We start from the raw sequence: 24,894 nt of genomic DNA, 5'->3' as shown, positions 1-24,894 counted from the left end.
AACTAAAAACCTGGTGATGGCGTTTTTCCATTACCAGGTTTTTCTTTGCTTTTATTTAATTAGCGATTCTTCATAATTGGTTGGTAAAAGAGATCAATCAATATAGCAGCCACTAGGGCAACAGCGAAAGTGAGTAGCAAATTCATCCAGCTAATTTTCGTCATAGCTATTCCTAACAATGCTAAAACGACAGTTAAGAGGACATCACCTAATTGAGTTAAGCCAACAGCTTTAGAAGGATAATCCTGCCAGAAAAACTTTTTAGTTCTGGTGATCAGGACAATAAACATTGCACTTAGAACTAAATAAACATAAACCATTGTTGATATTGTGCCGTGGCTCCAGCCATGAGTATTGAGATAAGCAATACCTGCTATTCCAATTACCGTCCAGCCGAAAGCTAATGAAAAAGCAATTTTAGCCAATTTAGCCATGTTCCAATTTTCAGGTTTATAGGTGATATGAGTTCTGTCAGTACCGATCATCATCGTAACCATATTATTCATGATTGTATAAATAACCATGGCGTTTAGTGCCATCGGAATATAATTGAAGAATAAATAACCAAAGGTCAAGAGCATGGTTAGTTGTGCAGTTCTGGCCAGTTTTGTTAAGGACCAAGTCGTCATTCTTTGATAAACTCTGTGTCCAGCATCAAGTATTTTTACTATCGAAGATAAGCCATCATTTAAAAGAACCATTTTGCCAGATCTTTTTGCGACATCTGCCGCATTCGAAACGGCAATTCCAACCTCTGCTTGTTTTAAGGCTGGCGAGTCATTCACACCGTCACCTGTCATCCCCACAATATAGCCTTGTTTTTGAAAGAATTTAACCATGCGCAATTTATCTTCTGGTAAAACATCTGCAATTCCAGCCAGTTTACTGGTATCAGTTTGATCAGTAAAATCATGAATAGAAATTACTTCACCTTGCAGGTCAACTTGTTTAGCAACTGCAACGGCCGTTTTTTGGTTATCGCCAGTTAACATAATCGGTTTTACTCCACGTTTTTTGAGTTCACCTAAGGCTTCTTTAGAATCAGATCTCACCATATCTTGCAAGATGAAAACACCGGCTAATTTATCATCAATTAATAAAGCTACTGAACGACCAGCACTAAAATTTACTTCCTTAGCTTTTTCGTTTGCATTATTGTCAATTAATGAAAGTTGTTTAAAAGAGCCAAGTTTAATATTATGACCGTTGTAATTTGCCATTGAATAACCTGTACTAGAGGTAAAAGGAGTAAAGTCAGAACCTGATTTGACGGTTAAACCCTGCTTTTTTATGTATTCAGCAATCGCAGTGTCTATTAGCTTTTTATTTCTTTGATCTATAGCTGCTGAAGCTAATTCAAGGGCTTCTTTATCACTAAATGAGCTGAAATTTGTCCATTGACCAACTGCTGTTTTATTTTCGGTAATGGTGCCCGTTTTATCGAGCAAAATTAGATTAAGGTTTGCGGCATCTTGAATTCCAGTTAAATCTGAAGTTAACACTCCTTCTTTGCTAAGACGAGTAGCTTCAAATGAATTGGAAAGTGCAAACGTAGAGGGCATTGCCACTGGAATGGAAGCTATAAACATCATTGCCAAAAATGGCAGCATATTAATGAGATTATTAATGTCTCCTCCTTTGAAGAAAGAAGCAATGATAATTATTAAAGTTAAAATACCGTCAAGAATACACAAATAGTAAATGATTTTAGTAAGTAATTGTTGCAAATGACCCGGAGCAGCGGAATTATTAATTAAATTAATTGTTTTACCAGACCGTGAATTAGCTCCGGTAGCCGTAACAACTGCAAGGCCGTTGCCTTCCGTAACAGTAGTTCCCGCGTAGGCTGTATCTTGGGGATTTTTGCGGACGGTTCTGGCTTCACCAGTAATTGAACTCTCATCGGTAGAAATTTGGCCATCAATTAGTTTTACATCTGCTGCTAAAACATCTCCAGCTTGCATACTGATTAAATCTCCTGGGACTAAATATTTAGAGTCAATATTTTGCCATTGACCGTCCCTTTGAACAGAAATAGTAGGGGTCAGTTTGTGTGAAATATTATTTAAAACGCGTCTAGACTGCTTTTTCTTGGAAGCCCCGTTCCAAGCAGCGAAAAGAAGCATTAAAAGAACAAACAGAGATTGTATCCATTTGCCCAAAATACACTCCAAAAGTAGAGCAGCTTCGAGAATCCAGGCTGATAAATTCCACAACTTGGACAAAAACTCTTTAAAAAAATTGAACTGGGGTTCCGGTACCTCATTTAAGCCATTTTTTTGCAAAAGTTTATCTGCTTGGGCCTGAGTTAAACCAGTGATTTTTTCCGACATAATTTTACTTCCTTAGTTTTAATACTTTAATTAAAGTAGCATAAAAAGACCGCTTTTGCTATAAATTTATACCCAATTTTGTTTTAAAAAATCCCAAAATAGTGTACACTAGGTATAGTAGTGTATTAGTACACTTCTCTTAAACAATTATAATTATTCCAAAGTCTGTCGGATGTATGCAGTTATACCTAATTTAATCTGGTGAGTCCCATGTCCTTTAAAAAGATACTTTTAGTTTCATTGCTAACAATTACAGCTTTCTTTTGTTTTCCTTTTTTATTCATAATGAAATTTTGGATTACTTTAACCCTGCGCTTCCGGGAACCAAAAGTTATTCTCAAGGACCGCAAAATGTTCAACAATATTATAACGTGCAAGCATACGATTCAAACTGGAAGTTAAGCATCCCTATAAAATAACCAGGTTAGGAAGATATAATAATTGATTATAGAGGCCAGTATCTTAAGAAAATTCAATACGTTTCTAAAAAAGAATTTTTAAAAGTTGTAAATAAATAGAAATTCTATCGCTTTTAGTGCAGCAGTAAATAAACTTGTTATCTTTAAAAATTGGACAAAAAGTATAAATATCGGCTAGCAGAAAGGAAATACCATGTTTGAAAAAATGTTAGTACCAATATATGTTTGTTTTTTAATTATCACTAACCAAATTCCTTTAAACCATAATTCATGGACTGATAGAGCAGATCCCACAATTGACGAAGCTATAAGTTATGCGAAAGTTCCAGGTAATACTCAAGAGTATCTAAATGTTCAAGCAATAGATCCAGAAACTGGTAAAAAATTGCCATATAAAATCAAGAGAGTGGGCGGCTATGAACCAGGTAGGCAATATATTAGAATTGACCACAAAGGGCAGTATGTTAGAAAGATTGACTATATTTCTAAAACCACTTACCTAAAAGCAATTAAACAAGATAATGATTAACCACTTTGTTATCAGCTTAAAAAGGCACAAAAAAAGTCTGCAATGATTGCAGACTTTTTGAATTGATAAATTAATCTTTATCAACACTGTCTGGGAAAGTAGCTAAACGCTCGCCTTCGCCAAGTTCTTCTTCGATTTCGAGTAAACGGTTGTACTTTTCAACACGTTCTGAACGAGCTGGAGCACCAGTCTTCAATTGACCACCGTTAACGGCAACGGCAAAGTCAGCGATAAATGTGTCACCAGTTTCACCAGAACGGTGAGAAATCATGGTGTTGTAACCATTCTTGCGTGAAAGACGAATAGTTTCCAAGGTTTCAGTAACAGTACCAATTTGGTTTAATTTAATCAATGAAGCGTTACCGGCACCTTCCTTAATAGCTTTAGTCAATAGCTTAGGGTTGGTACAAATGAAGTCATCCAAAACAATTTGAATTCTGTCTTTGTGGCTTTGAGTAAATTTAATCATGCCGTCAACATCATTTTCATCGTATGGGTCTTCAATTGAGATTAACTCTGGGAATTCGTCAAGTAACTTGTCGTAGTATTGAGCTAATTCTTCATCGTTAAATACTTTACCTTCGAAGTGGTACTTGCCGTCTTCTTTGTTGTAGAAGTAAGAAGCAGCACAGTCACAAGCTATGGCAATGTCTTCACCAGGCTTGTAACCAGCCTTAACGATAGCGTCGTGTAAAGCTTGTAAAGCTTCTTCAGAGTTCTTCATGTTAGGAGCAAAACCACCTTCATCACCAAGGCCAGTTTCGTAACCCATATCTTCAAGAACTTTCTTTAAAGTGTGGTAAGTGTTAACGATCTTTTCAAAACCATCACGGAATGAAGTCTTCTTAACTGGAGTGATCATGAATTCTTGAACGTCAATACCGTTGTCAGCATGCTCACCACCGTTAATAACGTTGTGGAAAGTTTGAGGCATTTCAAGATCAGTGCCGCCGAGGTATCTGTACAAAGGTTGGTGGCTGTCTTTTGCGGCAGCAGCTGCAGTAGCCATAGATACACCTAAAATGGCGTTAGCACCAAGCTTAGCTTTGTTAGGGGTACCATCTAATTCAATCATTACGCGGTCAATGTTTGCCTGATCGTGTGGATCCAAACCCTTTAAAGCATCAGCAATTTTAGTATTTACGTTTTCAACGGCTTTGGAAACACCTTTACCGCCTACACGGCTGCCACCATCACGTAATTCAACTGCTTCATTTTCACCAGTTGAAGCACCTGATGGAACCTCAGCTTTACCAACGACACCATTTGATAAGGTTACAAAAGCCTCAACAGTTGGGTTACCACGTGAATCATAGATTTCCAGTGCATGAACATTTTCAATGACTGATTTTAACATCTAAAAACCTCCTAAATAATAAATGCTGTACTATTTTGTGTAAGTACATACATTAGTGGAGCATAAGCTCCATATCTACATCACAAATTTTAGCCTAAGTTTGTGATTATGTAAACATTTGTAAACGATTTCTAATGTTAAAAAATATTAAAAATATTTTTGTCGCTTTTTTTGCAGGTTTGATTTATGATTTAACTATATATTTTTTAAAAAGAATAGTTTATTTCTATAAGGATATAAAATATGGATAAAGTAAAGTTAATAATCGACTCTGGTTCAAACGACAGGATGAATGATGATTTAACTGTCGTACCACTAACAATGACCATTGCTGGAAAAGATTTTGTTGATGACGAAAATCTTGATATAGATAGTTTTATTGCTAGTATGGAGAAAAACACTGAAGAAGGCAAAACATCTTGCCCTAGTATCAATCAATGGCTGAATGCTTTAAGGGGATCAGACTTAGCAATCATTATGACGATTACCAGCGGTTTGAGCGGAAGCTTCTCCTCTGCATTTCAGGCAAAACAAATTTATGAAAAAGATCATCCAGGAAGTCACGTGCTTGTAATTGATTCCAGAACGGCCGGACCGGAAATTTCAGTTATTTTACGGGAAATTAAACGATTAGTTAATAGTAAGACTCGTTTTGTAGATTTAGAGCAAAAAATTTCAGATTACAAGACACATACACATTTACTTGTTGTATTAAAGTCGCTCCATAACTTAGCCCTAAATGGCCGAATAAACATGGCTGTTGCCAAAGTAGCAAAAGTTTTAAATATTGATGTGGTTGGCACCGCCAGTGATGAGGGTAAATTAGAGCCATTATCAAAAGTTAGAGGGATAAAGCGTGCTTTTAAAGAAATTCTGAAATTAATGGCCGAAATGAAATACCAAGGAGGCCGTTTGATCATAGATCATTGTAAAAATGAAAAAGATGCTCAAACGTTAAAAGAGAAAATTTTAGCAAATTACCCCCAAGCAGAAATAGTAATTCGTTCAATGAGAGGACTGTGTACCTTTTATGCCGAAGAGGGAAGTTTAATGATAGGCTTTGATGATTTGTGATTTTTCAATAGAAAATGGCTCGCTTCTCTTTTGTATAAGATAAAAATAATTTTGTATGCAAAAAAACAGCTCTAACTTTTTTAGTTGAGAGCTGTTTTTTAAATAATCATTAGTAATAATTGTTGCGAAATGCTAAAACAGAATACTGCAAGCGATGTTGCTCCGATAATGTCCGATGGGAAATGGGCTTTAAGACTGATACGGGAAATGACCACCATCAGCCAAATTATCAGCAAAACCCACAGCAAGCTGTTTCCTAGTTGGCCTGCAAAGAGGTGCCAGATAATTAAAGCCATGACAGTACTTCCTAAAACATGTCCACTAGGGAAACTATAACCGTCTTCTAAATCTGAGTGCAGAATTGGACGTTTTCTGCGCATCCACTTTTTCAAAAAAATCCCGATTAAATCGGTAAAGCCTAAAGTAAATAAGGCCCAGAAGGCAAGTAAATTTTCATTATTACTAATTAAAAAACTTGCCAGAAATACATCCAAAACAACCAGCAGTTTAGGGTCGTTAATAAATGCAATTATTTGCCAGCCAATGCCATCACGCCTTCTAATCAGTTTGTGGTGCAGCCAGTGATCGAATAGATTGAAACGCCGTGAATTTCTGACATTAAAGATAAGTAGTATTAGTATTAGAGCAGATAATAAAGATATCCAAAAATTAATATTCAAAACACATCCCTACCTATAATTTATATTCGCTTGTATTTTAACAGCAACGGGGCAAAGCATAAAAATTAAAATCTACTCTTGAGTAAAACTTAATATTTGTAATTTAAAGGGGATTCAGAATTATAGCTTTCATTAAGATTAGTTTTAGCAAGGTAATTATTTTTAAAAGAAAGCTTGACTTTAATTAAAACCAACTTAAAATTATTCTTATCAAGTTAGGGCGTAATTTAGGAGGAAAAAATGAATAATAATCATACTTCTAAGCAAGAGACTGTGGGTGAAGCTATACGTGATATTGCTCACCATGAACATAACTTTGCTTTAGCTGATAATTCTACAAATCATGTTGGTGATCTCGTTGTTTACGGCGCCGTTTATCTTTTTTTTGCAATTTTATTTTCTGTTATTTGGTTTGACTGGCTATTTGTATTGTTGGCTATTTTTGCAATCATTAACGTAATCCGTTATCAAAACTTCTTGCGACACAAGGTTAATTCCCAAAAGATGACATTGTTTTTCGTAAATACTAGTTTGATTTCAACTGGGGTGAGGTGTTTTGTAATCGGAAACGCACCATTACTAGCTCTTAGTATGCATACTCAGGGAAGATTTAACCTCCTTATTTCTTTGCTGGTTGGTCTAATTGTAGCTTTGATTGGAATAACTTGTCAGTATTATTACCTAACTAATCATCAAGTCATCGACAGACAAAAGGAATCACTAGGAAAGACCTGCAAAAATGCTATTGACTTTAGTGTTAAAAGTTGCAAAAAGGGTTATGTTAGCCAAGGCTTTTTCTTTGATATTGCGTGTGGTTTTGCGCTTTTGGCAAATCATTTTTCATATAAAGAATTCATCTTAGTTAAATTTGAAGCTTGGCAATTTGTTTTAATTACTATTTTAATAGTATTGGGTACAGTTCTATTTCAAAGGTTTCTACACAATAAAGTTGTTACAAATAATATAAGTAAAGGCTTTAAGTGGGGTACTTTATTAATGACGGCTGCCCGCGGCTATCTGATAGCCATTGCACCATGGGTTGCAATGTGTCTGTTTACAGGTAGTGCAATTAATTGGTTAGCAGCAAACTTGTTAGGAGCATTGGTTGCAATATTTGGCCTAGGATTGCAATACAAATATTTACATAAAGTCAGAGTCTTTTAATTATAAGATTAAGTTTGGATAATTTTAACAGTTGTGACGCTGATACAAAGAGAAGCCAGTAAAAGTAATTTCTTTCACTGGCTTTTTTTAATACCGAAAACAGATTTGGTTATAAAGCTTGATTCTATTCATTTGCTCTTTTTCAGAAGGATTTGAAAAAAGACTTTATTTTTTTAAATTAGAACTTGGACACCTTTTGAATACTTTTTCCGTATAAAAGTCTGTAATAGCAGCAATTACAGAGCAAAATAAAAGGAGAGTACAGGATTTGAACCTGCGCGCCAAGGAAAAACTTGGTTCGCCGGATTTCGAGTCCGGTGCATTACCACTCTGCCAACTCTCCGTAACGAATAACATTATACCTTATCTAAAATTTTTTTCAACTTGTTGTTTATCCATAAAACTTGGTAATAGTCAGTATTCTGCATTTTTTAATTATCGTGCAATGAAAAAGATATTGTTGTAAAAAATAATAATAAATGTTAAGCTACAAATTAATTTAAAATTAACTTAATTAATATTTTATTTAGACAGCTTGCAGAAAAGGGTGCAGCAATGGACGGTTACCTAACTAAAAAAGCAGCAATTAAAGAAGCACTTCCTACTATATTTGGCTACATTGGTATCAGTGTAGCTTTTGGAATTATCGGTAAGGCAAGTGGCTTTTCTACCATCGAAGTATCTTTAATGTCCCTTATTATTTACGCTGGATCGGTTCAGCTGACAACTCTCAATATGTTAGTTGCGGGTAGTCCTATAGCCTCAATTGTATTAGCGGCTTTTTTAGTTAATTCACGAGTAATCCTGATGAGCACAACTGTCGCAGGCTATTTAAAACAAGAAAATTTAAAAAGAAATATTTTGATTGGAACTTTCCTCACCGATGAGAGTTTTGCTCTTAGTATGAATAAAATAAATTACACCAATGGTAAATTAAACTTTACCTGGTTTAATACCGTCAATATTATTTCCTATTTGACTTGGCAAGCTGGAACACTTCTCGGTGCAATATTAGGCGGTTTTATTACAGATCCTAAAAAGTTAGGACTGGATTTTGCCATTGTAGCAATGTTTATTGGTCTACTTTATTTACAAGTGCTGGGTGACAAAAATCTTAATAAGGTATTACAGATAATTGTAATATTAATATCTTTTGCGCTGACCTACTTATTGACCATTGTTTTGCCAGCTAATTTAGTAGTAATAGTTGTTACTTTGATCGGCTGCAGTTTAGGAATGGTGCTCAAACATGTCTTCTTCTAAATATATTTTAATAACGATAGTTTTGTGCGGAGTGACCACTTTGCTTTCAAGAGTGATACCATTTGTTTTATTGAAAAAATTCTCATTGCCGCCAAAGTTGGTTGAATTTCTTTCTTTTGTTCCCATAGTAATTATGGCTGCACTCTGGTTTAGTAATTTAATTATCGCTAGGCCGGGTCATTTACCTAAATTTAATTGGCAGTATGTTCTGGCATCCTTGCCAACCTTTGTTGCCGCAGTCATTAGTAAGTCTCTATTAGCCATTGTAATAGTGGGAATGATTTCCCTAGCGGTTCTGCGCTTAATTTAAAAACGGATCATAGACCGATATGATCACCGAAATTAAGATAATTTCGGAGGTCATATTTTTATTTCTAAATTAGCTAAATAAGATAAGATTGAAATTCATGAATATCCCACTCTTATTCTTTTAAATCTCCAATTGTCTTGAGATAGGTTTTGATCTTTTGTTCTACAAACTCAATATTATCTTCAATTTTCTTTTCTTCTTCGTGGAGATTATCTAATTGATTAAATAATAAAACTAATCTTTCGGGGATAGTTTGATCGCCAGCATAACGTAATTGGGCGTACTTTTGCATTTCTCTAATGCTCATGCCTGTCTTTTTGAGGCGTGAGATAAAGCTGATCCAAGCTACATCCTTTTCGTTATAAATCCGGCGATTGCTTTCATCTCGCTTCGGAAAAAGTAATTTTTGCTTTTCATAATAGCGTAATGTGTCAATTGAAAAACCACTAAGTTCTGAAAATTGACCAATTGAATATTTCATCGAATTTCCTTTCAAAAATAATTTTGACTGCAGTAAATAGTATATCGTCATATTTTATTACTTCAAAATTTTTTAAGAAGTAGTTGACATGGACTATACTCCAGCAATTATTCTGAAATTTGTTAAATATCAGAAAACAAAATGAAAAGGAGAAAACCATGACAAACGATGAACGCTATCAAAAGGGTCTGGAAAATTTAGAGAAAGTGGACAGGGAAGGAGGCCAGTCAGTTATTGACTCACTTGCTGGCTTATCAGAAGATGTGGGGCGCTACATTATTGAATTTGCTTTCGGTGACATCTATGACCGGAAAGTTTTAGATTTGAAGCAAAGAGAAATGATTACCATCACAACTTTGTTGACGCAGGGTGACACTGAACCACAATTGAATGTTCATATTAATGGCGCTTTAAATGTTGGCTTAACGCCTGAAGAAATAATTGAAACCTTTATTCAAACTATTCCTTATGTCGGATTTCCTAAAGTCCTGAATGCAATTACTGTTGCAAAACAAGTTTTTAAAGACCGCGGAATTGATTTCACCAATTCTCATAAAAGTAAATGAGCCATCAGGTCAACTATGTGGTTTGGCAATTTATTCATAGCTCAACCAGGACAAATATCCAAGGTAAGAGTAGATTTTTTAATTGCTTCGTTACCAACTGTGGTAGCAGCAATTATTAGTAAATCTTTGCTAGTGATTGTAATTGTAGGCATAATATCTTTAACAGTCCTACGCTTAATTTAGAAAATTTAAGTTAAAAATGGTAGAATATTAATATTATAAATATTTTGGTTGGAGTTTAAGGCTTTCAAGAATTGTTCTTTGGTTTGGGTTGCCAAAGCAATTTGTGAAGGCCTTTTTTTGCTGTAGAAAGTGGGAGTGCAAATGAGGTTTTTAGGGATGCTGAGCGTTATTTTATTAGCCACGTTAATTGGAGGACAATTTAGTGCCAGATTAAAATTGCCGGCAGTTGTTGGTGAATTGCTGGCTGGAATAATAATTGGTCCTGCAGTTCTTAATCTTGTGCAACCTACAGGAATCATAAAGGTATTTTCCGATATTGGGGTAATTTTTTTAATGTTTTTAGCTGGTCTTGACAGTGATCTGAAAACTTTAAAAAAGTTACTACGTCCCAGTGTCTTGGTAGCAGGATTCGGTATGATCGTACCAATCATCATTGCATACATGACGGGCATTCTTTTCGCATTTTCACAAGCGGAAAGTTTATTTTTAGGCTTAACGTTTTCAGCCACCTCCGTTTCGATTTCAGTTGCGGTTCTGCAGGAAATGGGGCGCTTAGAAGGAAAAGAGGGCATGACTATTCTGGGCGCTGCAGTAGCAGATGATCTGCTCTCAATACTTCTATTGAGCATTGTTAGTGGACTGACGGGTGTTCCTGAACCCGGCTCAAATAAGGGTAAAGATTTAATTATAAGCCTGGTGATCCAAGCAGCATTTCTGATACTTTTAGTTTTTGTTAGTGTTTACGTTATACCCCGTTTGATAAAGTTAAGTCAGCGTCTAACATTACCGGTTCCAGAGACGCTAGTGGCAATGATTATTGTAGTAATGGCTTCTTGGGGAGCTGAGAAGGTAGGCCTTAGTAACGTGATTGGAGCCTTTTTTGCCGGACTATCTTTGAATCGTACTTCAGCGCAGAAAACTCTCAAAAAGAATTTTACGGTAATTGGCTACAGCAGTTTTATTCCCATCTTTTTTGTTAGTATTGGCTTAGACATGAGTATTAAAGGCATTCTAAATGACTTTATTTTATTTTTGGTCTTGGTAATTGGCAGTGTTTTTTCAAAATTGGTGGGTGCGGGGTTAGGAGCAAAACTAGCTGGTTTCAATAATTCTAGTTCTTTATTAGTTGGAACCGGGATGGTTTCGCGTGGTGAAATGGCTCTTGTGGTTGCGCAAATGGGCTTAACCAACCATTTACTTGCACCTGCGGCTTATTCAACTGTAATCGGAGCAATCATTATGACCACTGTAGTCTCGCCTTTTCTCCTAAAATGGTCAATATCAAAAATGGCTCAGAAGTAATGAAACTCCAAAATACCAATTACTAAGGCTATAATCATTTGCCTGGCTATCTAGTCAAATCTCTTAAAATTGCTTAAAAGTTATGATAATATGGAAAACATGTTTTTTTCATTGTTAAATTTAAGCAGAAGGTAGGAAGGTCGAATGAAAATTCAGCCAGGAGCTGAAATATTTAAATTAAGATGGTATTTTAAGCAAATGCGGGGTTGGAGCTTTAAAACCTATTTATTGTTAATGTTGGGAATAGGCATTATCATTGGTGCTACTGTGGCATCGCCCATCACCCAAATTTCTTTGTTAACGATGATTGCTGCTATTCTGGGCTTTACGTGCACACTCGCTATTACTAACGCTAGGCAAATTAACGGCATCTTGGGTTTAGTTTCTGCTGCAATTTATATTATAATTTCTGTCTATGCGAAAAATTACGCTAACGTGATCTTGCAAACTATTTATATTCTGTTGTTGGATCTGCCAGTCTTAATGTTGCCGTCATGGTCTAAAGATACGGAAAAACATATTCATGGGTTGACGCTGAAAAAATGGCTTATGACAGTTAGCTTTTTTACTATAGTTTTAGCTTTACTTTATCTGCTGGACACCAAAATATTTATTAGTCCACGTCCTGTAATTGATGCAACTGCGGGTGCAATAGGGATTACCGGCTCGCTTCTTTGTATGTTGCATTTTCGCGAGCAGTATTACTTTTGGACTGTGCAAGGAATTTTTTCAATTATTTTATGGGGAGTCACTGCCTTTCAAGGTGATGCTAATCTCACATTGTTCTTAACATATATTTTGTATTTAACCAATGATTTACTTGCTTTTACCGATAAGCATGTCCACTGGTTTCATTAACAAAAAAGAAGTCTTTTGTGTACAAGACTTCTTTTATTTTTCCAAATGTTCTTTTACAATTTTACTTAAGATTTTAGTTGCACCCTTACCGGCCTTATCATCGTAATAATATTGATACCGCGTATCATTATCATAGGCATTAACAATACCTAAGTGAATTTTTATAGAATAATTTGGCATGATGATCTGCAGCCATTTCTGGTGATTTTTAAAAATAGCAGCACTTAAAACTTTTTCTTGCTTGGGATCATTAACAACTGCTTGTAAATCTCGTACAAGATCGGCTTCTGTTTCTTTCATTTTATGATATTTTTCTTCAGTTAGTTGATTTTTTTCAGCCATATTTTCCTCCAACGAATTATTCAGATACTTAAAATACTATAGCAACAAAATAAGTAAAAATCACATAAAAAAGGTATAATTTAATTCCAAATAATTGGTAAAGTTAAGCAGATGCTAAGAAATCCGCCAATTAAAGCGCTATAATAAAGAGAGAGGAAAATTATGATCACTTTTGTTTGGGCAGAAGATCAAAAACACCAAATTGGTATAGATGGACATTTACCTTGGAAACTGCCTGCAGATCTACACCACTTTAAAAAAATCACTTATGGTCATCCAATTATCATGGGTCGTAAAACTTTCATGAGCTTGCCTCATCTTTTGCCCGGGCGCAAACACATAGTTTTGACGACCAGTTTGACGTTAAAAAATAAATATCGTAATAATAAACAGGTTTTAATTATTAAATCAGTCAAAGAATTACAGGACTGGATCAACAAGCATAAACAGCAAAATCTCTGTGTGATAGGTGGTAATTCGGTTTTTAACGCTTTAAAAAATCAGGTAGATTGTTTAGAAAAAACTGAAATAAATGCAACCTTTAAAGCTGATGTCACAATGACAAAAATTGATTATGATGACTTCATTTTAGTCAAAAAAGAATTTCATCAGCCTGATAATCTTAATCTGTATTCATATGAATTTCAGACATTTATGAGAAAGGAGAAATAACATGAAACAAGTTATTACTTCGACGATTGTTTTTATAATCTGCATTATGACCTTAATTAGCAGTTTTTTTCTCGCAGAAAATTTTAATCACAATTATTGGTGGCAAGTAATTGGCATGGCCGTTGTCACTTTTGCTGTTGGACAATATTTTTTTGCAATAATAAAATCATACCAATCGACCAAAAAATAATTTACTTTTTTGGTTGACAGAATATTTTTTCAATGTTAAATTAATAAACAATTAAATAATTAATACATCTTGAAAAGCAGAGTAGCTAAGTTTTTGTTAATAAAGAGAGCTGACGTTTGGTGAGAGTCAGTTAACAAGACCTAGTGAACATGGGCTTGAAATGATGACTGCTGGTGATATTTAGCTAGTGGCGGAATTGCATCCGTTATAATTGCAAGCTATTGTTAGATAGCTGTTGAGGTTTATTACGTAAGTAATAGACAAATTAAAGGTGGTAACACGAAGCACTCGTCCTTATTTGAGGAAGAGTGCTTTTTTTATTGAAAAATTGGGAGGTTTTTCTGATGAAAAAAAAGAGTCGCAATATAATTATCGGAGTGATTGCAGCAATTATAATTGTTGCTGTCGGCTGGTTTAGTTTTGGTAAAAAAAGTGGTGACCAAAAGAGTAATCACGTAGTTACTGTAGGTATAGTTAGTGAAACAAAACCAAAACAAGTTATTTGGAACAAAGCTGCAAAATTGGCTAAAGAAAAATATGGAGTAACAATCAAGATAAAGAACTTTACTGATTATAATCAACCGAATAAGGCAGTTAAAAGTGGTGATATTGACCTTAATTCATTTCAACACTATGCATTTTTGAAAGCGTGGAACAAAGCAAATCACGGTGGTGTAGTTGCAATTGGTAGAACCGAAATTAACCCTATTAGACTATATTCAAAGAAGTATCACAAACTCAGTGATATTCCAAAGGGCGCAACTATAGCTGTGCCTAATGATGCAAGTAATGAATCTCGCGCACTTTTCGTTCTTAAAAATGCTGGTCTGATCAAGTTACGCAAAGGCAAGATTTTAGTTTCTGCTGCTGATGTAATTAAAACTTCTAAAAACATTAAAGTTAAAGAAGTTAGTGCCGATCAATGTGGTCGAGTAATTAATTCAGTTGATGCCGCCGTTGTTAATAACGACTTTGCAGGTCCTGCCGGTTTAGGTAAGAAGCAGACAATTTTTGTTGAGCCTGTTAACAAAGATTCTCTGCAATGGGTAAACATCATTTGTGCAAAGAAAGGTCAGGAAAAGAATAAGGATTACCAGGCAGTGGTAAAAGCATATCAAACAGCTGAAACTAAGCGTCTGGACAAAAAATATTATGGCGATATGACTAAACCTGCTTGGGACGTTAAGTTTTAATGATCGGAGAAGATTGTAAATGGGTATTATTGATTTAGAACACGTTAGTGTGGATTTCCCTAGTAAAAAAGGCAAAATTGTTCAGGCTGTCCATAATGTCAGCCTAACAGTTGAAAAGGGTGATATCTATGGCATTGTAGGCTTTTCCGGAGCAGGTAAGTCTACACTAGTTAGAACAGTCAACCTTTTACAAAAACCAACTGCAGGCAATATTAAGGTAAATGGTACTGACTTTGTCAAAGATGGTAAGCAAGTAATTGCTAATAAGGATTTACAACTAGCTCGCAGAAAGATCGGCATGATTTTTCAAAATTTCAACCTATTAAACGAAATTAGCGTAGTTGATAACGTGTCTTTTGCCCTAAAACATTCCGGCTTAAAAGAAAAAGAAATTAAAGAAAAGTCATTAAAATTGTTGGACCTGGTGGATTTAAAAGATAAAGCAAATTCATACCCAGCTCAACTTTCTGGGGGTCAGCAGCAAAGAGTTGCTATTGCTAGGGCTTTAGCAAACGAACCAGATATTTTGATTTCTGATGAAGCTACGAGTGCACTCGATCCTCAAAATACATTGCAAATTTTAACTTTATTAAAGAAGTTACAAAAAGATCTTAACCTAACCATCGTACTGATCACACATGAAATGGCTGCAGTCAAAAAAATCTGTAACAAAGTAGCGCTAATGCAATCTGGTCAGGTGATCGAAAATGGCAATCTCCGTGAAGTAGTCTTGCATCCGCAAAAAGATTTAACTAAGAGTTTTGTTGGTGGATCTTTGGAAGTTATTAATACTTTAAGGTCTCTTAAGATTAATAAATTAGATAACGATAATGAAGCTATTTATCAACTTGTTTATAGTATGGCTAACGTTACTAAAACTATTATTATTGATTTATACCGTAAAGTCGGGGTTGAAGCTAGTATGCTATATGGTAACGTAGAACTGCTTGATGATGAGCCAATTGGAACTCTGCTTGTTCAAGTTAAAGGTGATAAGACAAAACAGCAAGAAACAGTAGCTTATTTGAGAAAAGAAAAAGTCGCTGTTACTCGTTTGAACGAAAAGGGGGATCTTTATGAGTAGTTGGTTTAGCAGAGTTTTTCCCAATGTTGTGCAACTGGGCTGGCTAGGTGATACTGGCTGGGGAACCAGCATTTTTCAAACATTATATATGACTTTTTGGTCCGGAATATTTGGGGGAATTTTAGGTTTGATTTTCGGTGTAATTTTGGTTCTGACCAAAAGTGATGGAATAAGACCTAATAAATTCTGGTTCAATGTTTGCGATAAAATAGTTTCAATTTTTCGTGCTATTCCGTTTATTATCTTGCTAGCGTTTATAGCACCAGTTACTCAAAAAATTGTCGGGACTCAGATTGGTATAAAAGCGGCTCTGGTTCCACTAACATTGGGCGTTTTTCCTTTTTATGCCCGTCAAGTTCAAGTGGCTTTAGAAAGCGTTGATCACGGTAAAATTGAGGCAGCACAGAGCTTGGGTGCTACGATTTGGGATATTATTTTTAGTGTTTATTTAAATGAAGCGAGATCAGAACTTGCTCGTGTTTCTACCGTTACAATTATTAGTTTAATTGGTTTAACTGCAATGGCTGGAGCTATTGGTGCAGGAGGCCTTGGAAATACAGCAATATCCTACGGATACAATCGCTTTAACAATGATGTAACACTTGTAGCAACAGTGCTGGTTATCATTTTGATATTTATTATTCAAGTGATCGGTGACTTTTTCGCTAAGAAATTAAATCATCAAAGTCGCTAAAAAATATAAAAAAATAAAAACAACGAGGTAAACTCGTTGTTTTTTTCGTATTTAAATATAGAGCTATTTAACTGCATCTTTCAAAGCTTTACCAGGTTTAAACGCAGGAACCTTAGTTGCAGGAATAGTTAAAGTTTCGCCAGTTTGTGGGTTTCTACCTTTTCTAGCTGCACGATTACGTACTTCAAAAGAACCAAAACCTATAATTTGTACTTTTTCACCTTTAGCCAAGTTATCCTTGATTGATCCGATTAAAGCATCGATGACTTTTTCTGCCACGTTTTGCTTAAGTTCTGCTCTTGCTGCAACCTCTTTAGTGAGTTCAGATTTGTTAATTGAAGCCATAATTCTTCTCTTTTCTATAAAAATTTATACTTATTCAATGCTGTTAAATAGTTCGTATTTTTCTATACTAATCCACCTAAAGCATTGTGTCGCTTGATATCCGGCAACTTTTATTATTTTAGCACAGATAATGCTACCTTCAATAGTAAAAAGCTAAATGTTAACTTAATTTTTGTTGATCTAACAAGCGGTTGACCATTTGCAGATAGTTCAAATAAAGAGGTTTGAAGCGAGAATGTTTTTCTTTTTGCCAAGGCTTGGGTTTACCACAAAAATGCAAAATTGAAGTGTTTTTCATGACCCATTCTGTGTTAATTTCACCAGTGCTTCTAGTCAAGTAAACTGAAAAAGCTCTTGCATCATAGTTCCAACGTGTTTCAGGAATTTTGAGTATATCCTCGCCATATAAGTAGTTTAGAATATCCTGATCAGGCAAAATCAGGGTATCATGGTGTTGTTCAATTGCTTGAGTGATATCTTCAATTTTGATCTTTTTTCTCATTTGGTCCAAATCCATTAACATTATTCCAGAGTTAAAGTATCCAGTTGAAGTCCCAAGTCTGATATTATTGATTGAACTCATAATATCTGTTAAACCCTCATGAACCGAAGCAGCAAACATTTTACCTTCAAGATCTAATTGCCATAATGGCACGACTGAGTTTATAACTAATATGTCCGGATCAAGGTAAATAATTCGATGTAAGTTTGCAGGTAAAATTTTGCTTGAAAGTAGCCTAAAGTACATTTCTTTGGGGTAATCATGCAAGTTTAGCAATGATTTTGGAAATTTAATTTTTTTGTTCATAGTTAGGGTTGATACTTTAATTCTAATTTTTGTACCAAATTTTTTAAGTTTATTTAGAGCATGTTGATCAATATTATCGTAAATTAACCAGAAATGGAACTCCTCAGTCATATTGTTCAGTCTGAGGGAATACATCATCACTTCAAGTGGTTTGATATAGTTTTGGTCAATAGTAACCAATATTTCGATCGGTTCTTTTTGAGGATTATTCATAAAGTCTTCCTTTACCAGTTTCTTGTTTATTTTCACTATTTATTAGTATAAAGCAAAACATGTTAAGATACCTCATAATATAAGTTGTAAAAATAACATAGTGTGAAAATATCATAACTAAATTTGCTGTCTTAGATTTTACCAAGGAAATTATTTATTCAAAGTAGTAGAATGTATATAAATAAAGTTTTAACAAAGAGGTATTAACATGAAGAAAAAATTATTGCTAAGTTTAACTGGAATTACTTCTTTAATATTGGGACTATCTGTTAGCAAACCAGTTGAAGCTGCAAATTCGTCAGTTCAAGGACAGAATCCTGCTACAGCTAAAGAAACAAATACTGCAACTCAGAGTGACAGCAATAAGGAAAAAACTAACTCAAACGAAACATCTACTACTGGCAATTCATCTAAAAATACTAATAATTTAAGTAAAGTTTTAAAGTATTTGCAAAAAAGTGTCATATTAAAAAAGCCAGCATATATTTATGATAACAAAGGCAAAAAGATAAAAAATAAAAAACTAAAAAAAGGAACAATTATATATGTTTCCGGTCTTAATACTGCTAAAGGACACAGCTTTTTACAAATAAGTACTAAAAGTAAGAAAAAACAATATATTAAACCAGGAAATGTTAAAATTCTAAAAATTAAAGTTTATAAAGTTAAGAAAAACGCCAAAGTTTACGATAAAAAGGGTAGACTAGTGGTAATAGGAAATAAATATCCGTTTGTTAAAAAAGGAGTAAAGATTCCCGTCTATTACCTGAAGAAAATTAATGGGCAAAAATTTGCGGGAATTTCTAATACCCAATTTTTAAAATGGTCTGATTTAGTTCATAAGGCTAATTAAAAATTGCTTAATAATAATGGTAGTTAAAGAATTTACAGGAAGAGGTACTAAAATGACTGATGCAGTTTTAAAGAGAGTAGCTATTAGAAAATATACGGCTGAAAAAGTCTCTGAAGACGACATAAAAGCATTGATTGCAGCATTTCAAGCTTCACCTTGTGGTATGCACCAAGCTGATGTGATGCAGATGACAGTGGTTGAAGATGAGAATTTGTTATCTGAAATTGAACAGGTAACAAGCAATGCTTGTTACAATGCTCCTTTATTGTTTATTATTAATGTCAAAAAAGGTAATGAATTTGGTGAGAGAGATGCTTCAGTTGCTGCAGAAAATTTGATGGTAGAGGCAGCAGCACTTAACTTGGGTTCAGTTTATCTAATGAATGCAGCAAATGTGTTAAATTCTGCTAAAAGTTTAGAACAAAAGTTGGAAGTTCCAGAAGATTTTGAAACTAGTGTCATTGTGGCATGCGGACATGCTGCAGAGCAACCAAATGATGACAGGTCAAATAGATATAAAGTTGTAAGAAAATAACTGCTTTAAAAGACTTAATATTAAAGCTGTAGTCCAAATTTTAAATGATGTGGCTACAGTTTTTTTGACAAAAAAATTAAATTTATTAAAGCTAGAATGGTTTATGGCTATCTTACTTGATATAATAATTATGTAAGCGTTACATTTTTTACTTAAGGAGCAAGTTTCATGAAAAAGATTATTAATGATCCAGCAAATGTTGTACCAGAAATGGTTGAAGGAATGGTCAGATCATATCCCCAATATATTGCCAGAGTTAAGGATACTGAAGCTGTTATGAGAGCAGATATAGATTCTATGACGGGCAAAGTCGGTATTGTAAGTGGCGGAGGTTCGGGTCATGAACCTACTCATGCTGGTTTTGTGGGTAAGGGGATGCTTAGTGCAGCTGTTTGCGGACAAGTTTTTACTTCCCCAACTCCAGATCAAATATATGAGGCCATTAAGGCGGTTAATCAAGGTCAGGGCGTTTTTTTAGTTATTAAAAATTATTCAGGCGATGTGATGAATTTTGACATGGCTAAAGATATGGCTGATATGGACGACATTAAGGTCAAGTCAATTGTGGTAGATGATGATATTGCCGTTGAAAATAGTACATTTACACAAGGAAGACGGGGAGTAGCAGGAACTTTGTTTATGCATAAGATTTTAGGGGCAATGGCTCAAAATGGTGCTAGTCTTGACGAGATTGATGCGACAGCCAAAAAGGTATTGCCTAATATTAAAACAATTGCGGTTGCTTTGTCTGCTGCTACCAATCCTGAAACAGGTAAACCTGGTTTCGTTCTCAAAGATAATGAAATCGAATATGGAATAGGCATTCACTCAGAGCCTGGATACCGGCGTGAACAGATTAAACCTGCTAAAGATTTAGTAACTGAATTAGTGGGCAAACTAAATGATGAAATGCATTTAGACCAAAATAAGAAATATGCTGTGTTGGTAAATGGTATGGGCGCTACACCATTAATGGAACAGTACATTTTTAGTAATGATTTACTTAACAAACTAGCAGAGTTCAATGTCAAGCCAGCTTTCATGAAAGTGGGTAATTACATGACTTCGCTTGATATGGCAGGTATTTCACTCACAATATTTGAATTAGCTGATGACAAGTGGCTTGACTATCTCAATCAGCCAGTGGAAACAATCGCTTGGTAAAAGGAGAAATTAATATGGGCTTAACAGTTAAAAATGTAATTGAATGGATGAATAATTTTTCTGCCAAAATTGAACAAAATAAGCAATTTTTAAGTGATCTGGATACCGCGATTGGCGATGGTGACCACGGTTTTAATATGAGTCGTGGTATGACTGCAGTTAGTCAAAAATTAAGTACTGAGCCTAAAACCATCACTGATGCTTTTAAGCAAATTGCTATGACTCTCATTTCTACAGTTGGTGGTGCTTCTGGTCCACTTTATGGAACTGCTTTCTTGGAAATGGCGAAGAAAAGCAGCACCAGTTCAGACATAGGAGACTTACTGGATGCTGCTTTGACGGGTATTAAAAAACGTGGCGGCGCCGAACCGGGTGATAAAACCATGGTAGACGTGTGGACCGCATTAGTTCCAGAGGTTAAAACCAATAAACTAACTCAGGAAAAAATTGCTTCAGCTGTAACGGCAACCAAAGACTTAGTTGCCAAAAAAGGGCGTGCTTCGTATTTAGGCGAAAGATCAAAAGGCCATGTTGATCCCGGCTCACAATCCAGTGGGTACCTTTTCGAGGCGTTACTTGAAACAGAAGGTATCTTATGAGGTTAGGCATTACTTTAGTATCACATGTTCCAGAAATTGTAACTGGTTTGTCTGAGCTGTTGGGACAAGTCGCAAAAGATGTGTCAATCACCACTGCGGGTGGGACAAACGCTGAAGATATTGGTACCAGTATGGACAAAATTTTGCAGGCTTTTTCTAAAAATAAAGCTGAGGAAATATTAGCATTTTATGATTTAGGCAGTGCCAAAATGAATCTTGAATTAGCAACGGAAATGACTTCTAAAAAAATCCATTTATATGATGTGGCTTTTATCGAGGGGGCCTATACTGCTGCTACTTTAATTGAGGCAGGAGTCGAGTTAACGGAGATAGAAGAACAGCTTAAGCCGTTAAAACTAAAGAAATAGAATAAATATTAGATTTTATTGAGTAAAAATAACACTAAACGTTTCTTAACTTAATTGTAGCCGAAAAATTTAGAAACTCTTTTAAATCTTATGTTATAAAATAACAACAAATTGAGATTTTATAGAAAGATAGTTTTATTTAAAGAAAGGGTTTACATAGGTAGAATTTTATAATATATTGGATCTGGGAGTAATTTACTACTAAACATTATTTTGGGTTTCAAAAGGAAGTCCAATAATCGAAGTAGGAGATTAAAAATGAATAATAGCTTAACAATGCAAGTAGTGGGAGAGTTCCTCGGAACTATTATCTTGGTGTTGCTTGGAGATGGCGTTTGTGCCGGTGTCAATTTGAATAAGTCGAAGTCAAAGGGCAGTGGCTGGATCGTTATTTCTTTTGGCTGGGGCTTTGCCGTGACATTTGGTGTATTCTGTGTTAGCTGGCTTTGCCCGGGTCACTTTAATCCTGCAGTGTCACTAGGTATGGCAATTGCCAATAAGTTGCCATGGTCTTCCGTTTTGCCTTATATGCTGGCACAGACAGCGGGAGGCTTTATCGGTGGTATCTTAGTATGGCTAACCTATTTTCCTCACTGGCAAGAAACAACTGATCAAGATGGCATTTTAGGGTCGTTTGCTACGACACCAGCTATAAGAAATTACGGTTGGAATTTCTTTACTGAGACGATTGCTACCTTTGTTTTGGTATTTGGCTTGTTGGGATTGACCAATACAAAATTAGCTCCAGGATTTAATCCATTGTTAGCTGGATTTTTGATTACAGCGATTTGTTTGTCTTTAGGAGGACCGACTGGAATCGCGATTAATCCAGCCCGTGATTTGGGACCTAGACTGGCTCACCAATTTATGCCGATTGCCAATAAAGGTGGTTCAGATTGGGCTTATAGCTGGGTTCCAATCTTTGGCCCACTTCTTGGCGGAGTAATTGCTGCATTATTGTTCAAAGTTATTGTATAAAAGAAAAGCATTAGCTTATAGTAACACCTTCAAATTTGTAAAATTTGAGGGTGTTTCTTGTTTCTCAACCCATTTTCCCTTTCCAATCTGATTTCATAAAAATTTTCTAGTTCCAAAATAATTATCGAGTAAACTTTTAATGCTTATGTGCTAAATATTTTTGATTGTTCTGTTGAGCTTAATCTGCTAACATATTTTAATTTTTTTATAGAAAAGAGTTTAGCAGCAACGATTTTCACTAGAACAGGTTACATTCTCCTTAAAATTGCCTTGGGTGCTTGTTTTCTGCTGCTCTAGTTTAGTATTATTAGCATTAAATTGAATTAAAAAAGGCGGTTTAAATGAATAATTGGGCTGTAATATCAACTTGGAGTATGTCGTATGACGGATTGGTGAAAGCGGCAGAGCTGTTGAAAAAGGATAAAAGTGCTGGGGATGCTGTTGAAAATTTGCTAAGAAAAGTCGAATCATATCCCCTTTATAAATCCGTGGGATATGGCGGACTTCCTAACGAAGACGGAGTTGTTCAAATGGATGCTGCATTCATGGACGGTGACACCTTGGCACAAGGTTCTGTAGCTGCAATTGAGAACGTAAAACATGCTGTTTCAGTTGCTCGAAGACTAAGCTTAAATAAGACCAACAGCTTTTTAGTCGGAGAAGGAGCGACTAAATATGCAATGCAGAATGGCTTTGAAATGACTAATATGTTGACTGAAAGGGCCAAAACTATCTGGCAGAACAAGGTAAAACAGCAACTTCAATCAGACCTGCATCCTTATGATGGTCATGATACCGTAGGAGCAATAACTCTTGATCGAAATGGTTCGCTGGCAGCTGCTACATCAACCTCTGGCTTATTTATGAAGAAAAATGGTAGAATTGGCGATTCACCTCTGTCCGGATCTGGATTTTATGCGGATAGTCACATTGGAGCTGCGACTGCAACTGGCCTAGGAGAAGACATCATGAAGGGCTGCCTTTCATACGAAATAGTCCGTAAAATGGCAGAAGGAAAGTCTCCCCAAGAAGCCTGTGATGCTACAGTTTATCGGTTTTGTAATGATTTAAAGAAGCGTTATGGTCAAGTAGGCGAAATTTCCCTCATTGCCTTGAATAAAAAAGGCGAGTGGGGTGTAGCTACTAACGTGGAGTTTCCTTTTTGTATTGCTGCTAAAAAGCAAGAACCTCAGATATTAATGGCAAATCCGGGGCTGCACAATAACACCAAAATTGAACCAATTTCTCAAGCCTGGTTAGATGACTACCAAAAGCAAATCAAAGCTCCTGTAAAGTAATCATTGTTAAAAAGAAAGTGAAGTTAGATGTTAAAAGAAGCATGTGTAGAAAATTTTACTAGTATTCCTTATGTGATTAATAAAGGTGCTGACAGAATTGAACTGAATAATAACTTAACATTAGGTGGCACCACGCCTTCTTATGGAGTTATCAAAAAAGCAGTTACTTATGCCTCTAATTTTCACATACCAGTTATTGTGATGATTAGGCCGAGGGGTGGAAATTTTTGTTATAGTGAAAGTGAAATAGAAATAATGGCCAGTGATTTAGAAATAACAGCTAAATTAGGTGCTCAAGGAGTCACCTTTGGCTGTTTAACCTCTCAAAATCATTTGGATAAAGTAAAAATGAAGCGTCTTATTTCATTAGCCAGATCTTTAAATATTGATGTTGTCATGCACATGGCTTTTGACGCAATGCCTTTAACTGAGCAAGAAGATGGACTAAACTGGTTAGCGAATAATGGTGTTAAGAGAATTTTGACACATGGCGGAGAGTTATCAATTCCTGTTTTAAATACCATTTCTCATCTAAAAGAAATTATTAACTGGGCAAACGGCAAGATAGAAATATTACCAGGTGGTGGCATTACCGCCCAAAATAGCACTTTAATTGCTGAAAGATTGCAGCTAGACCAGTTACATGGTACAAAAATTGTTGAATGAAATTAATTTTTAACATAGGCCAAAGTCTGATTACTGAAAAATAGTTGCACATCAAAATATACAGCCACTTTAAGCAATAAGGCATTAGTTTTATTTGTCTACAGCAGCTGGATAAGAAAATTTAGGTAGTGCTTTTATTATTTTGACTAAAATATAGTTGACAGGAAATAAGTCATTGATTAAAATATCTTTAATATTGATAAAGCGATGAAAAGATAAGTAAGTTTGCAAGTAACGTTTTAGAGAGTCCTGTTGCTGAAAAGGGACCGTGATGGTAAGCTGAAAGTAACTTTGAGCTATATGGTGAAAGTTAGTAGCTATTATTGGGTACACCCATTAACGTGTTAGCGTATCGCAGTATGCCGTACGTGAA

The 24,894-nt window shown here is 35.3% G+C and carries 29 protein-coding genes, 1 tRNA gene and 2 other annotated features (1 of these 32 running past the window's edge); of the genes, 22 read left to right on the top strand and 8 right to left on the bottom strand.

What is annotated here, in order from left to right:
- Positions 1–59: 59 nt before the first annotated feature.
- Positions 60–2,333: an HAD-IC family P-type ATPase gene (locus F5ESL0259_RS04790; protein WP_122037658.1), complete on the bottom strand. Its 2,274-nt coding sequence runs from the start codon at positions 2,331–2,333 to the stop codon at positions 60–62.
- Between the two features lie 612 nt (positions 2,334–2,945).
- Here F5ESL0259_RS04790 and F5ESL0259_RS04785 point away from each other — a divergent pair.
- A complete protein-coding gene (locus F5ESL0259_RS04785) occupies positions 2,946–3,281 on the top strand; it encodes a hypothetical protein (RefSeq protein WP_110446172.1) in 336 nt (111 codons plus the stop codon).
- 70 nt (positions 3,282–3,351) lie between these two features.
- Here the strand turns inward: F5ESL0259_RS04785 and eno are convergent, their stop codons facing one another.
- Entirely contained in the window at positions 3,352–4,638 is a 1,287-nt protein-coding gene (eno, locus tag F5ESL0259_RS04780) for a phosphopyruvate hydratase (protein ID WP_110446171.1), read from the bottom strand.
- A gap of 243 nt (positions 4,639–4,881) precedes the next feature.
- On the opposite strand from eno, the gene F5ESL0259_RS04775 reads away from it, so the two are divergent.
- Positions 4,882–5,712 carry a DegV family protein gene (locus tag F5ESL0259_RS04775; RefSeq protein ID WP_122037657.1) on the top strand — a complete coding sequence of 277 codons (831 nt, stop codon included), beginning with the start codon at positions 4,882–4,884 and terminating at the stop codon, positions 5,710–5,712.
- A gap of 98 nt (positions 5,713–5,810) precedes the next feature.
- On the opposite strand, the gene F5ESL0259_RS04770 is transcribed toward F5ESL0259_RS04775, so the two are convergent.
- Positions 5,811–6,386 (bottom strand): phosphatase PAP2 family protein, encoded by a 576-nt coding sequence (locus F5ESL0259_RS04770; RefSeq protein WP_370448802.1) that lies wholly within the window; start codon positions 6,384–6,386, stop codon positions 5,811–5,813.
- A 246-nt stretch (positions 6,387–6,632) separates the two neighbouring features.
- Here F5ESL0259_RS04770 and F5ESL0259_RS04765 point away from each other — a divergent pair, with 246 nt between their 5' ends.
- Positions 6,633–7,556 (top strand): hypothetical protein, encoded by a 924-nt coding sequence (locus tag F5ESL0259_RS04765; protein ID WP_122037656.1) that lies wholly within the window; start codon positions 6,633–6,635, stop codon positions 7,554–7,556.
- Between the two features lie 253 nt (positions 7,557–7,809).
- On the opposite strand, the gene F5ESL0259_RS04760 is transcribed toward F5ESL0259_RS04765, so the two are convergent.
- Positions 7,810–7,899: transfer RNA gene (locus F5ESL0259_RS04760), tRNA-Ser, on the bottom strand.
- 212 nt (positions 7,900–8,111) lie between these two features.
- Here F5ESL0259_RS04760 and F5ESL0259_RS04755 point away from each other — a divergent pair.
- Positions 8,112–8,819 carry an AzlC family ABC transporter permease gene (locus F5ESL0259_RS04755; protein WP_122037655.1) on the top strand — a complete coding sequence of 236 codons (708 nt, stop codon included), beginning with the start codon at positions 8,112–8,114 and terminating at the stop codon, positions 8,817–8,819.
- Positions 8,806–9,129 carry an AzlD domain-containing protein gene (locus F5ESL0259_RS04750; RefSeq protein ID WP_122037654.1) on the top strand — a complete coding sequence of 108 codons (324 nt, stop codon included), beginning with the start codon at positions 8,806–8,808 and terminating at the stop codon, positions 9,127–9,129. The genes F5ESL0259_RS04755 and F5ESL0259_RS04750 overlap by 14 nt, the downstream gene beginning before the upstream one ends.
- Positions 9,130–9,241: 112 nt before the next feature.
- On the opposite strand, the gene F5ESL0259_RS04745 is transcribed toward F5ESL0259_RS04750, so the two are convergent.
- On the bottom strand, positions 9,242–9,610 hold the full coding sequence (locus F5ESL0259_RS04745) for a MerR family transcriptional regulator (RefSeq protein WP_122037653.1): 369 nt from the start codon (positions 9,608–9,610) through the stop codon (positions 9,242–9,244).
- 158 nt (positions 9,611–9,768) lie between these two features.
- Here F5ESL0259_RS04745 and F5ESL0259_RS04740 point away from each other — a divergent pair, with 158 nt between their 5' ends.
- The 4 genes from F5ESL0259_RS04740 to pnuC all read left to right on the top strand — a co-directional run bounded on the left by F5ESL0259_RS04740 (position 9,769) and on the right by pnuC (position 12,519).
- Positions 9,769–10,176, top strand: a complete 408-nt coding sequence (locus F5ESL0259_RS04740; protein WP_122037652.1) for a carboxymuconolactone decarboxylase family protein — start codon at positions 9,769–9,771, stop codon at positions 10,174–10,176.
- 15 nt (positions 10,177–10,191) lie between these two features.
- On the top strand, positions 10,192–10,359 hold the full coding sequence (locus F5ESL0259_RS04735; RefSeq protein ID WP_122037651.1) for an AzlD domain-containing protein: 168 nt from the start codon (positions 10,192–10,194) through the stop codon (positions 10,357–10,359).
- A gap of 156 nt (positions 10,360–10,515) precedes the next feature.
- On the top strand, positions 10,516–11,661 hold the full coding sequence (locus tag F5ESL0259_RS04730; protein WP_233558041.1) for a cation:proton antiporter: 1,146 nt from the start codon (positions 10,516–10,518) through the stop codon (positions 11,659–11,661).
- Positions 11,662–11,805: 144 nt separating this feature from the next.
- Positions 11,806–12,519 (top strand): nicotinamide riboside transporter PnuC, encoded by a 714-nt coding sequence (gene pnuC, locus F5ESL0259_RS04725; RefSeq protein ID WP_122037649.1) that lies wholly within the window; start codon positions 11,806–11,808, stop codon positions 12,517–12,519.
- Positions 12,520–12,552: 33 nt separating this feature from the next.
- Here the strand turns inward: pnuC and F5ESL0259_RS04720 are convergent, their stop codons facing one another.
- Positions 12,553–12,885: a TipAS antibiotic-recognition domain-containing protein gene (locus tag F5ESL0259_RS04720; protein WP_370448801.1), complete on the bottom strand. Its 333-nt coding sequence runs from the start codon at positions 12,883–12,885 to the stop codon at positions 12,553–12,555.
- Between the two features lie 138 nt (positions 12,886–13,023).
- Here F5ESL0259_RS04720 and F5ESL0259_RS04715 point away from each other — a divergent pair, with 138 nt between their 5' ends.
- The 5 genes from F5ESL0259_RS04715 (at position 13,024) to F5ESL0259_RS04695 (ending at position 16,694) form a co-directional block, all read left to right on the top strand.
- Positions 13,024–13,533 carry a dihydrofolate reductase gene (locus F5ESL0259_RS04715; RefSeq protein ID WP_122037647.1) on the top strand — a complete coding sequence of 170 codons (510 nt, stop codon included), beginning with the start codon at positions 13,024–13,026 and terminating at the stop codon, positions 13,531–13,533.
- A gap of 1 nt (position 13,534) precedes the next feature.
- Positions 13,535–13,723: a hypothetical protein gene (locus F5ESL0259_RS04710; RefSeq protein ID WP_122037646.1), complete on the top strand. Its 189-nt coding sequence runs from the start codon at positions 13,535–13,537 to the stop codon at positions 13,721–13,723.
- A gap of 60 nt (positions 13,724–13,783) precedes the next feature.
- Positions 13,784–14,022: a binding site (T-box leader), on the top strand.
- A gap of 42 nt (positions 14,023–14,064) precedes the next feature.
- Positions 14,065–14,916, top strand: coding sequence for a MetQ/NlpA family ABC transporter substrate-binding protein (locus F5ESL0259_RS04705; RefSeq protein ID WP_122037722.1), 852 nt, complete (start codon positions 14,065–14,067; stop codon positions 14,914–14,916).
- A 19-nt stretch (positions 14,917–14,935) separates the two neighbouring features.
- Positions 14,936–16,000, top strand: a complete 1,065-nt coding sequence (locus F5ESL0259_RS04700; RefSeq protein ID WP_122037645.1) for a methionine ABC transporter ATP-binding protein — start codon at positions 14,936–14,938, stop codon at positions 15,998–16,000.
- Positions 15,993–16,694, top strand: coding sequence for a methionine ABC transporter permease (locus F5ESL0259_RS04695; protein WP_046324923.1), 702 nt, complete (start codon positions 15,993–15,995; stop codon positions 16,692–16,694). Before F5ESL0259_RS04700 ends, F5ESL0259_RS04695 begins: the two co-directional genes overlap by 8 nt.
- Before the next feature lie 63 nt (positions 16,695–16,757).
- Here the strand turns inward: F5ESL0259_RS04695 and F5ESL0259_RS04690 are convergent, their stop codons facing one another.
- Positions 16,758–17,039: an HU family DNA-binding protein gene (locus tag F5ESL0259_RS04690; RefSeq protein WP_046324922.1), complete on the bottom strand. Its 282-nt coding sequence runs from the start codon at positions 17,037–17,039 to the stop codon at positions 16,758–16,760.
- 160 nt (positions 17,040–17,199) lie between these two features.
- Positions 17,200–18,060 (bottom strand): glycosyltransferase family 8 protein, encoded by an 861-nt coding sequence (locus tag F5ESL0259_RS04685; protein ID WP_122037644.1) that lies wholly within the window; start codon positions 18,058–18,060, stop codon positions 17,200–17,202.
- Positions 18,061–18,268: 208 nt separating this feature from the next.
- On the opposite strand from F5ESL0259_RS04685, the gene F5ESL0259_RS04680 reads away from it, so the two are divergent.
- From F5ESL0259_RS04680 to F5ESL0259_RS04645, 8 genes are all read left to right on the top strand, one after another.
- Positions 18,269–18,913, top strand: coding sequence for an SLAP domain-containing protein (locus F5ESL0259_RS04680; protein ID WP_122037643.1), 645 nt, complete (start codon positions 18,269–18,271; stop codon positions 18,911–18,913).
- Positions 18,914–18,965: 52 nt separating this feature from the next.
- Positions 18,966–19,448 carry a nitroreductase family protein gene (locus tag F5ESL0259_RS04675; protein WP_122037642.1) on the top strand — a complete coding sequence of 161 codons (483 nt, stop codon included), beginning with the start codon at positions 18,966–18,968 and terminating at the stop codon, positions 19,446–19,448.
- A 168-nt stretch (positions 19,449–19,616) separates the two neighbouring features.
- On the top strand, positions 19,617–20,612 hold the full coding sequence (gene dhaK / locus F5ESL0259_RS04670; RefSeq protein WP_122037641.1) for a dihydroxyacetone kinase subunit DhaK: 996 nt from the start codon (positions 19,617–19,619) through the stop codon (positions 20,610–20,612).
- Positions 20,613–20,626: 14 nt separating this feature from the next.
- A complete protein-coding gene (gene dhaL / locus F5ESL0259_RS04665) occupies positions 20,627–21,211 on the top strand; it encodes a dihydroxyacetone kinase subunit DhaL (RefSeq protein WP_122037640.1) in 585 nt (194 codons plus the stop codon).
- Complete coding sequence (gene dhaM, locus F5ESL0259_RS04660) at positions 21,208–21,579, top strand: dihydroxyacetone kinase phosphoryl donor subunit DhaM (protein WP_122037639.1); 372 nt, start codon at positions 21,208–21,210, stop codon at positions 21,577–21,579. Before dhaL ends, dhaM begins: the two co-directional genes overlap by 4 nt.
- A gap of 258 nt (positions 21,580–21,837) precedes the next feature.
- Positions 21,838–22,557, top strand: a complete 720-nt coding sequence (locus tag F5ESL0259_RS04655) for an MIP/aquaporin family protein (protein WP_046324915.1) — start codon at positions 21,838–21,840, stop codon at positions 22,555–22,557.
- A 341-nt stretch (positions 22,558–22,898) separates the two neighbouring features.
- Positions 22,899–23,855, top strand: a complete 957-nt coding sequence (locus F5ESL0259_RS04650) for a N(4)-(beta-N-acetylglucosaminyl)-L-asparaginase (RefSeq protein ID WP_122037638.1) — start codon at positions 22,899–22,901, stop codon at positions 23,853–23,855.
- 27 nt (positions 23,856–23,882) lie between these two features.
- Positions 23,883–24,521, top strand: a complete 639-nt coding sequence (locus F5ESL0259_RS04645) for a copper homeostasis protein CutC (protein WP_122037637.1) — start codon at positions 23,883–23,885, stop codon at positions 24,519–24,521.
- A gap of 198 nt (positions 24,522–24,719) precedes the next feature.
- Positions 24,720–24,894 (top strand) — a binding site (T-box leader); it runs 75 nt beyond the window's last position.

Source organism: Lactobacillus sp. ESL0259 (assembly GCF_003693045.1).
Classification (GTDB): Bacteria; Bacillota; Bacilli; order Lactobacillales; family Lactobacillaceae; genus Lactobacillus; species Lactobacillus melliventris.
The sequence above is the reverse complement of the archived record's forward strand: the minus strand, read 5'-3'. Positions and strand labels throughout refer to the sequence as shown.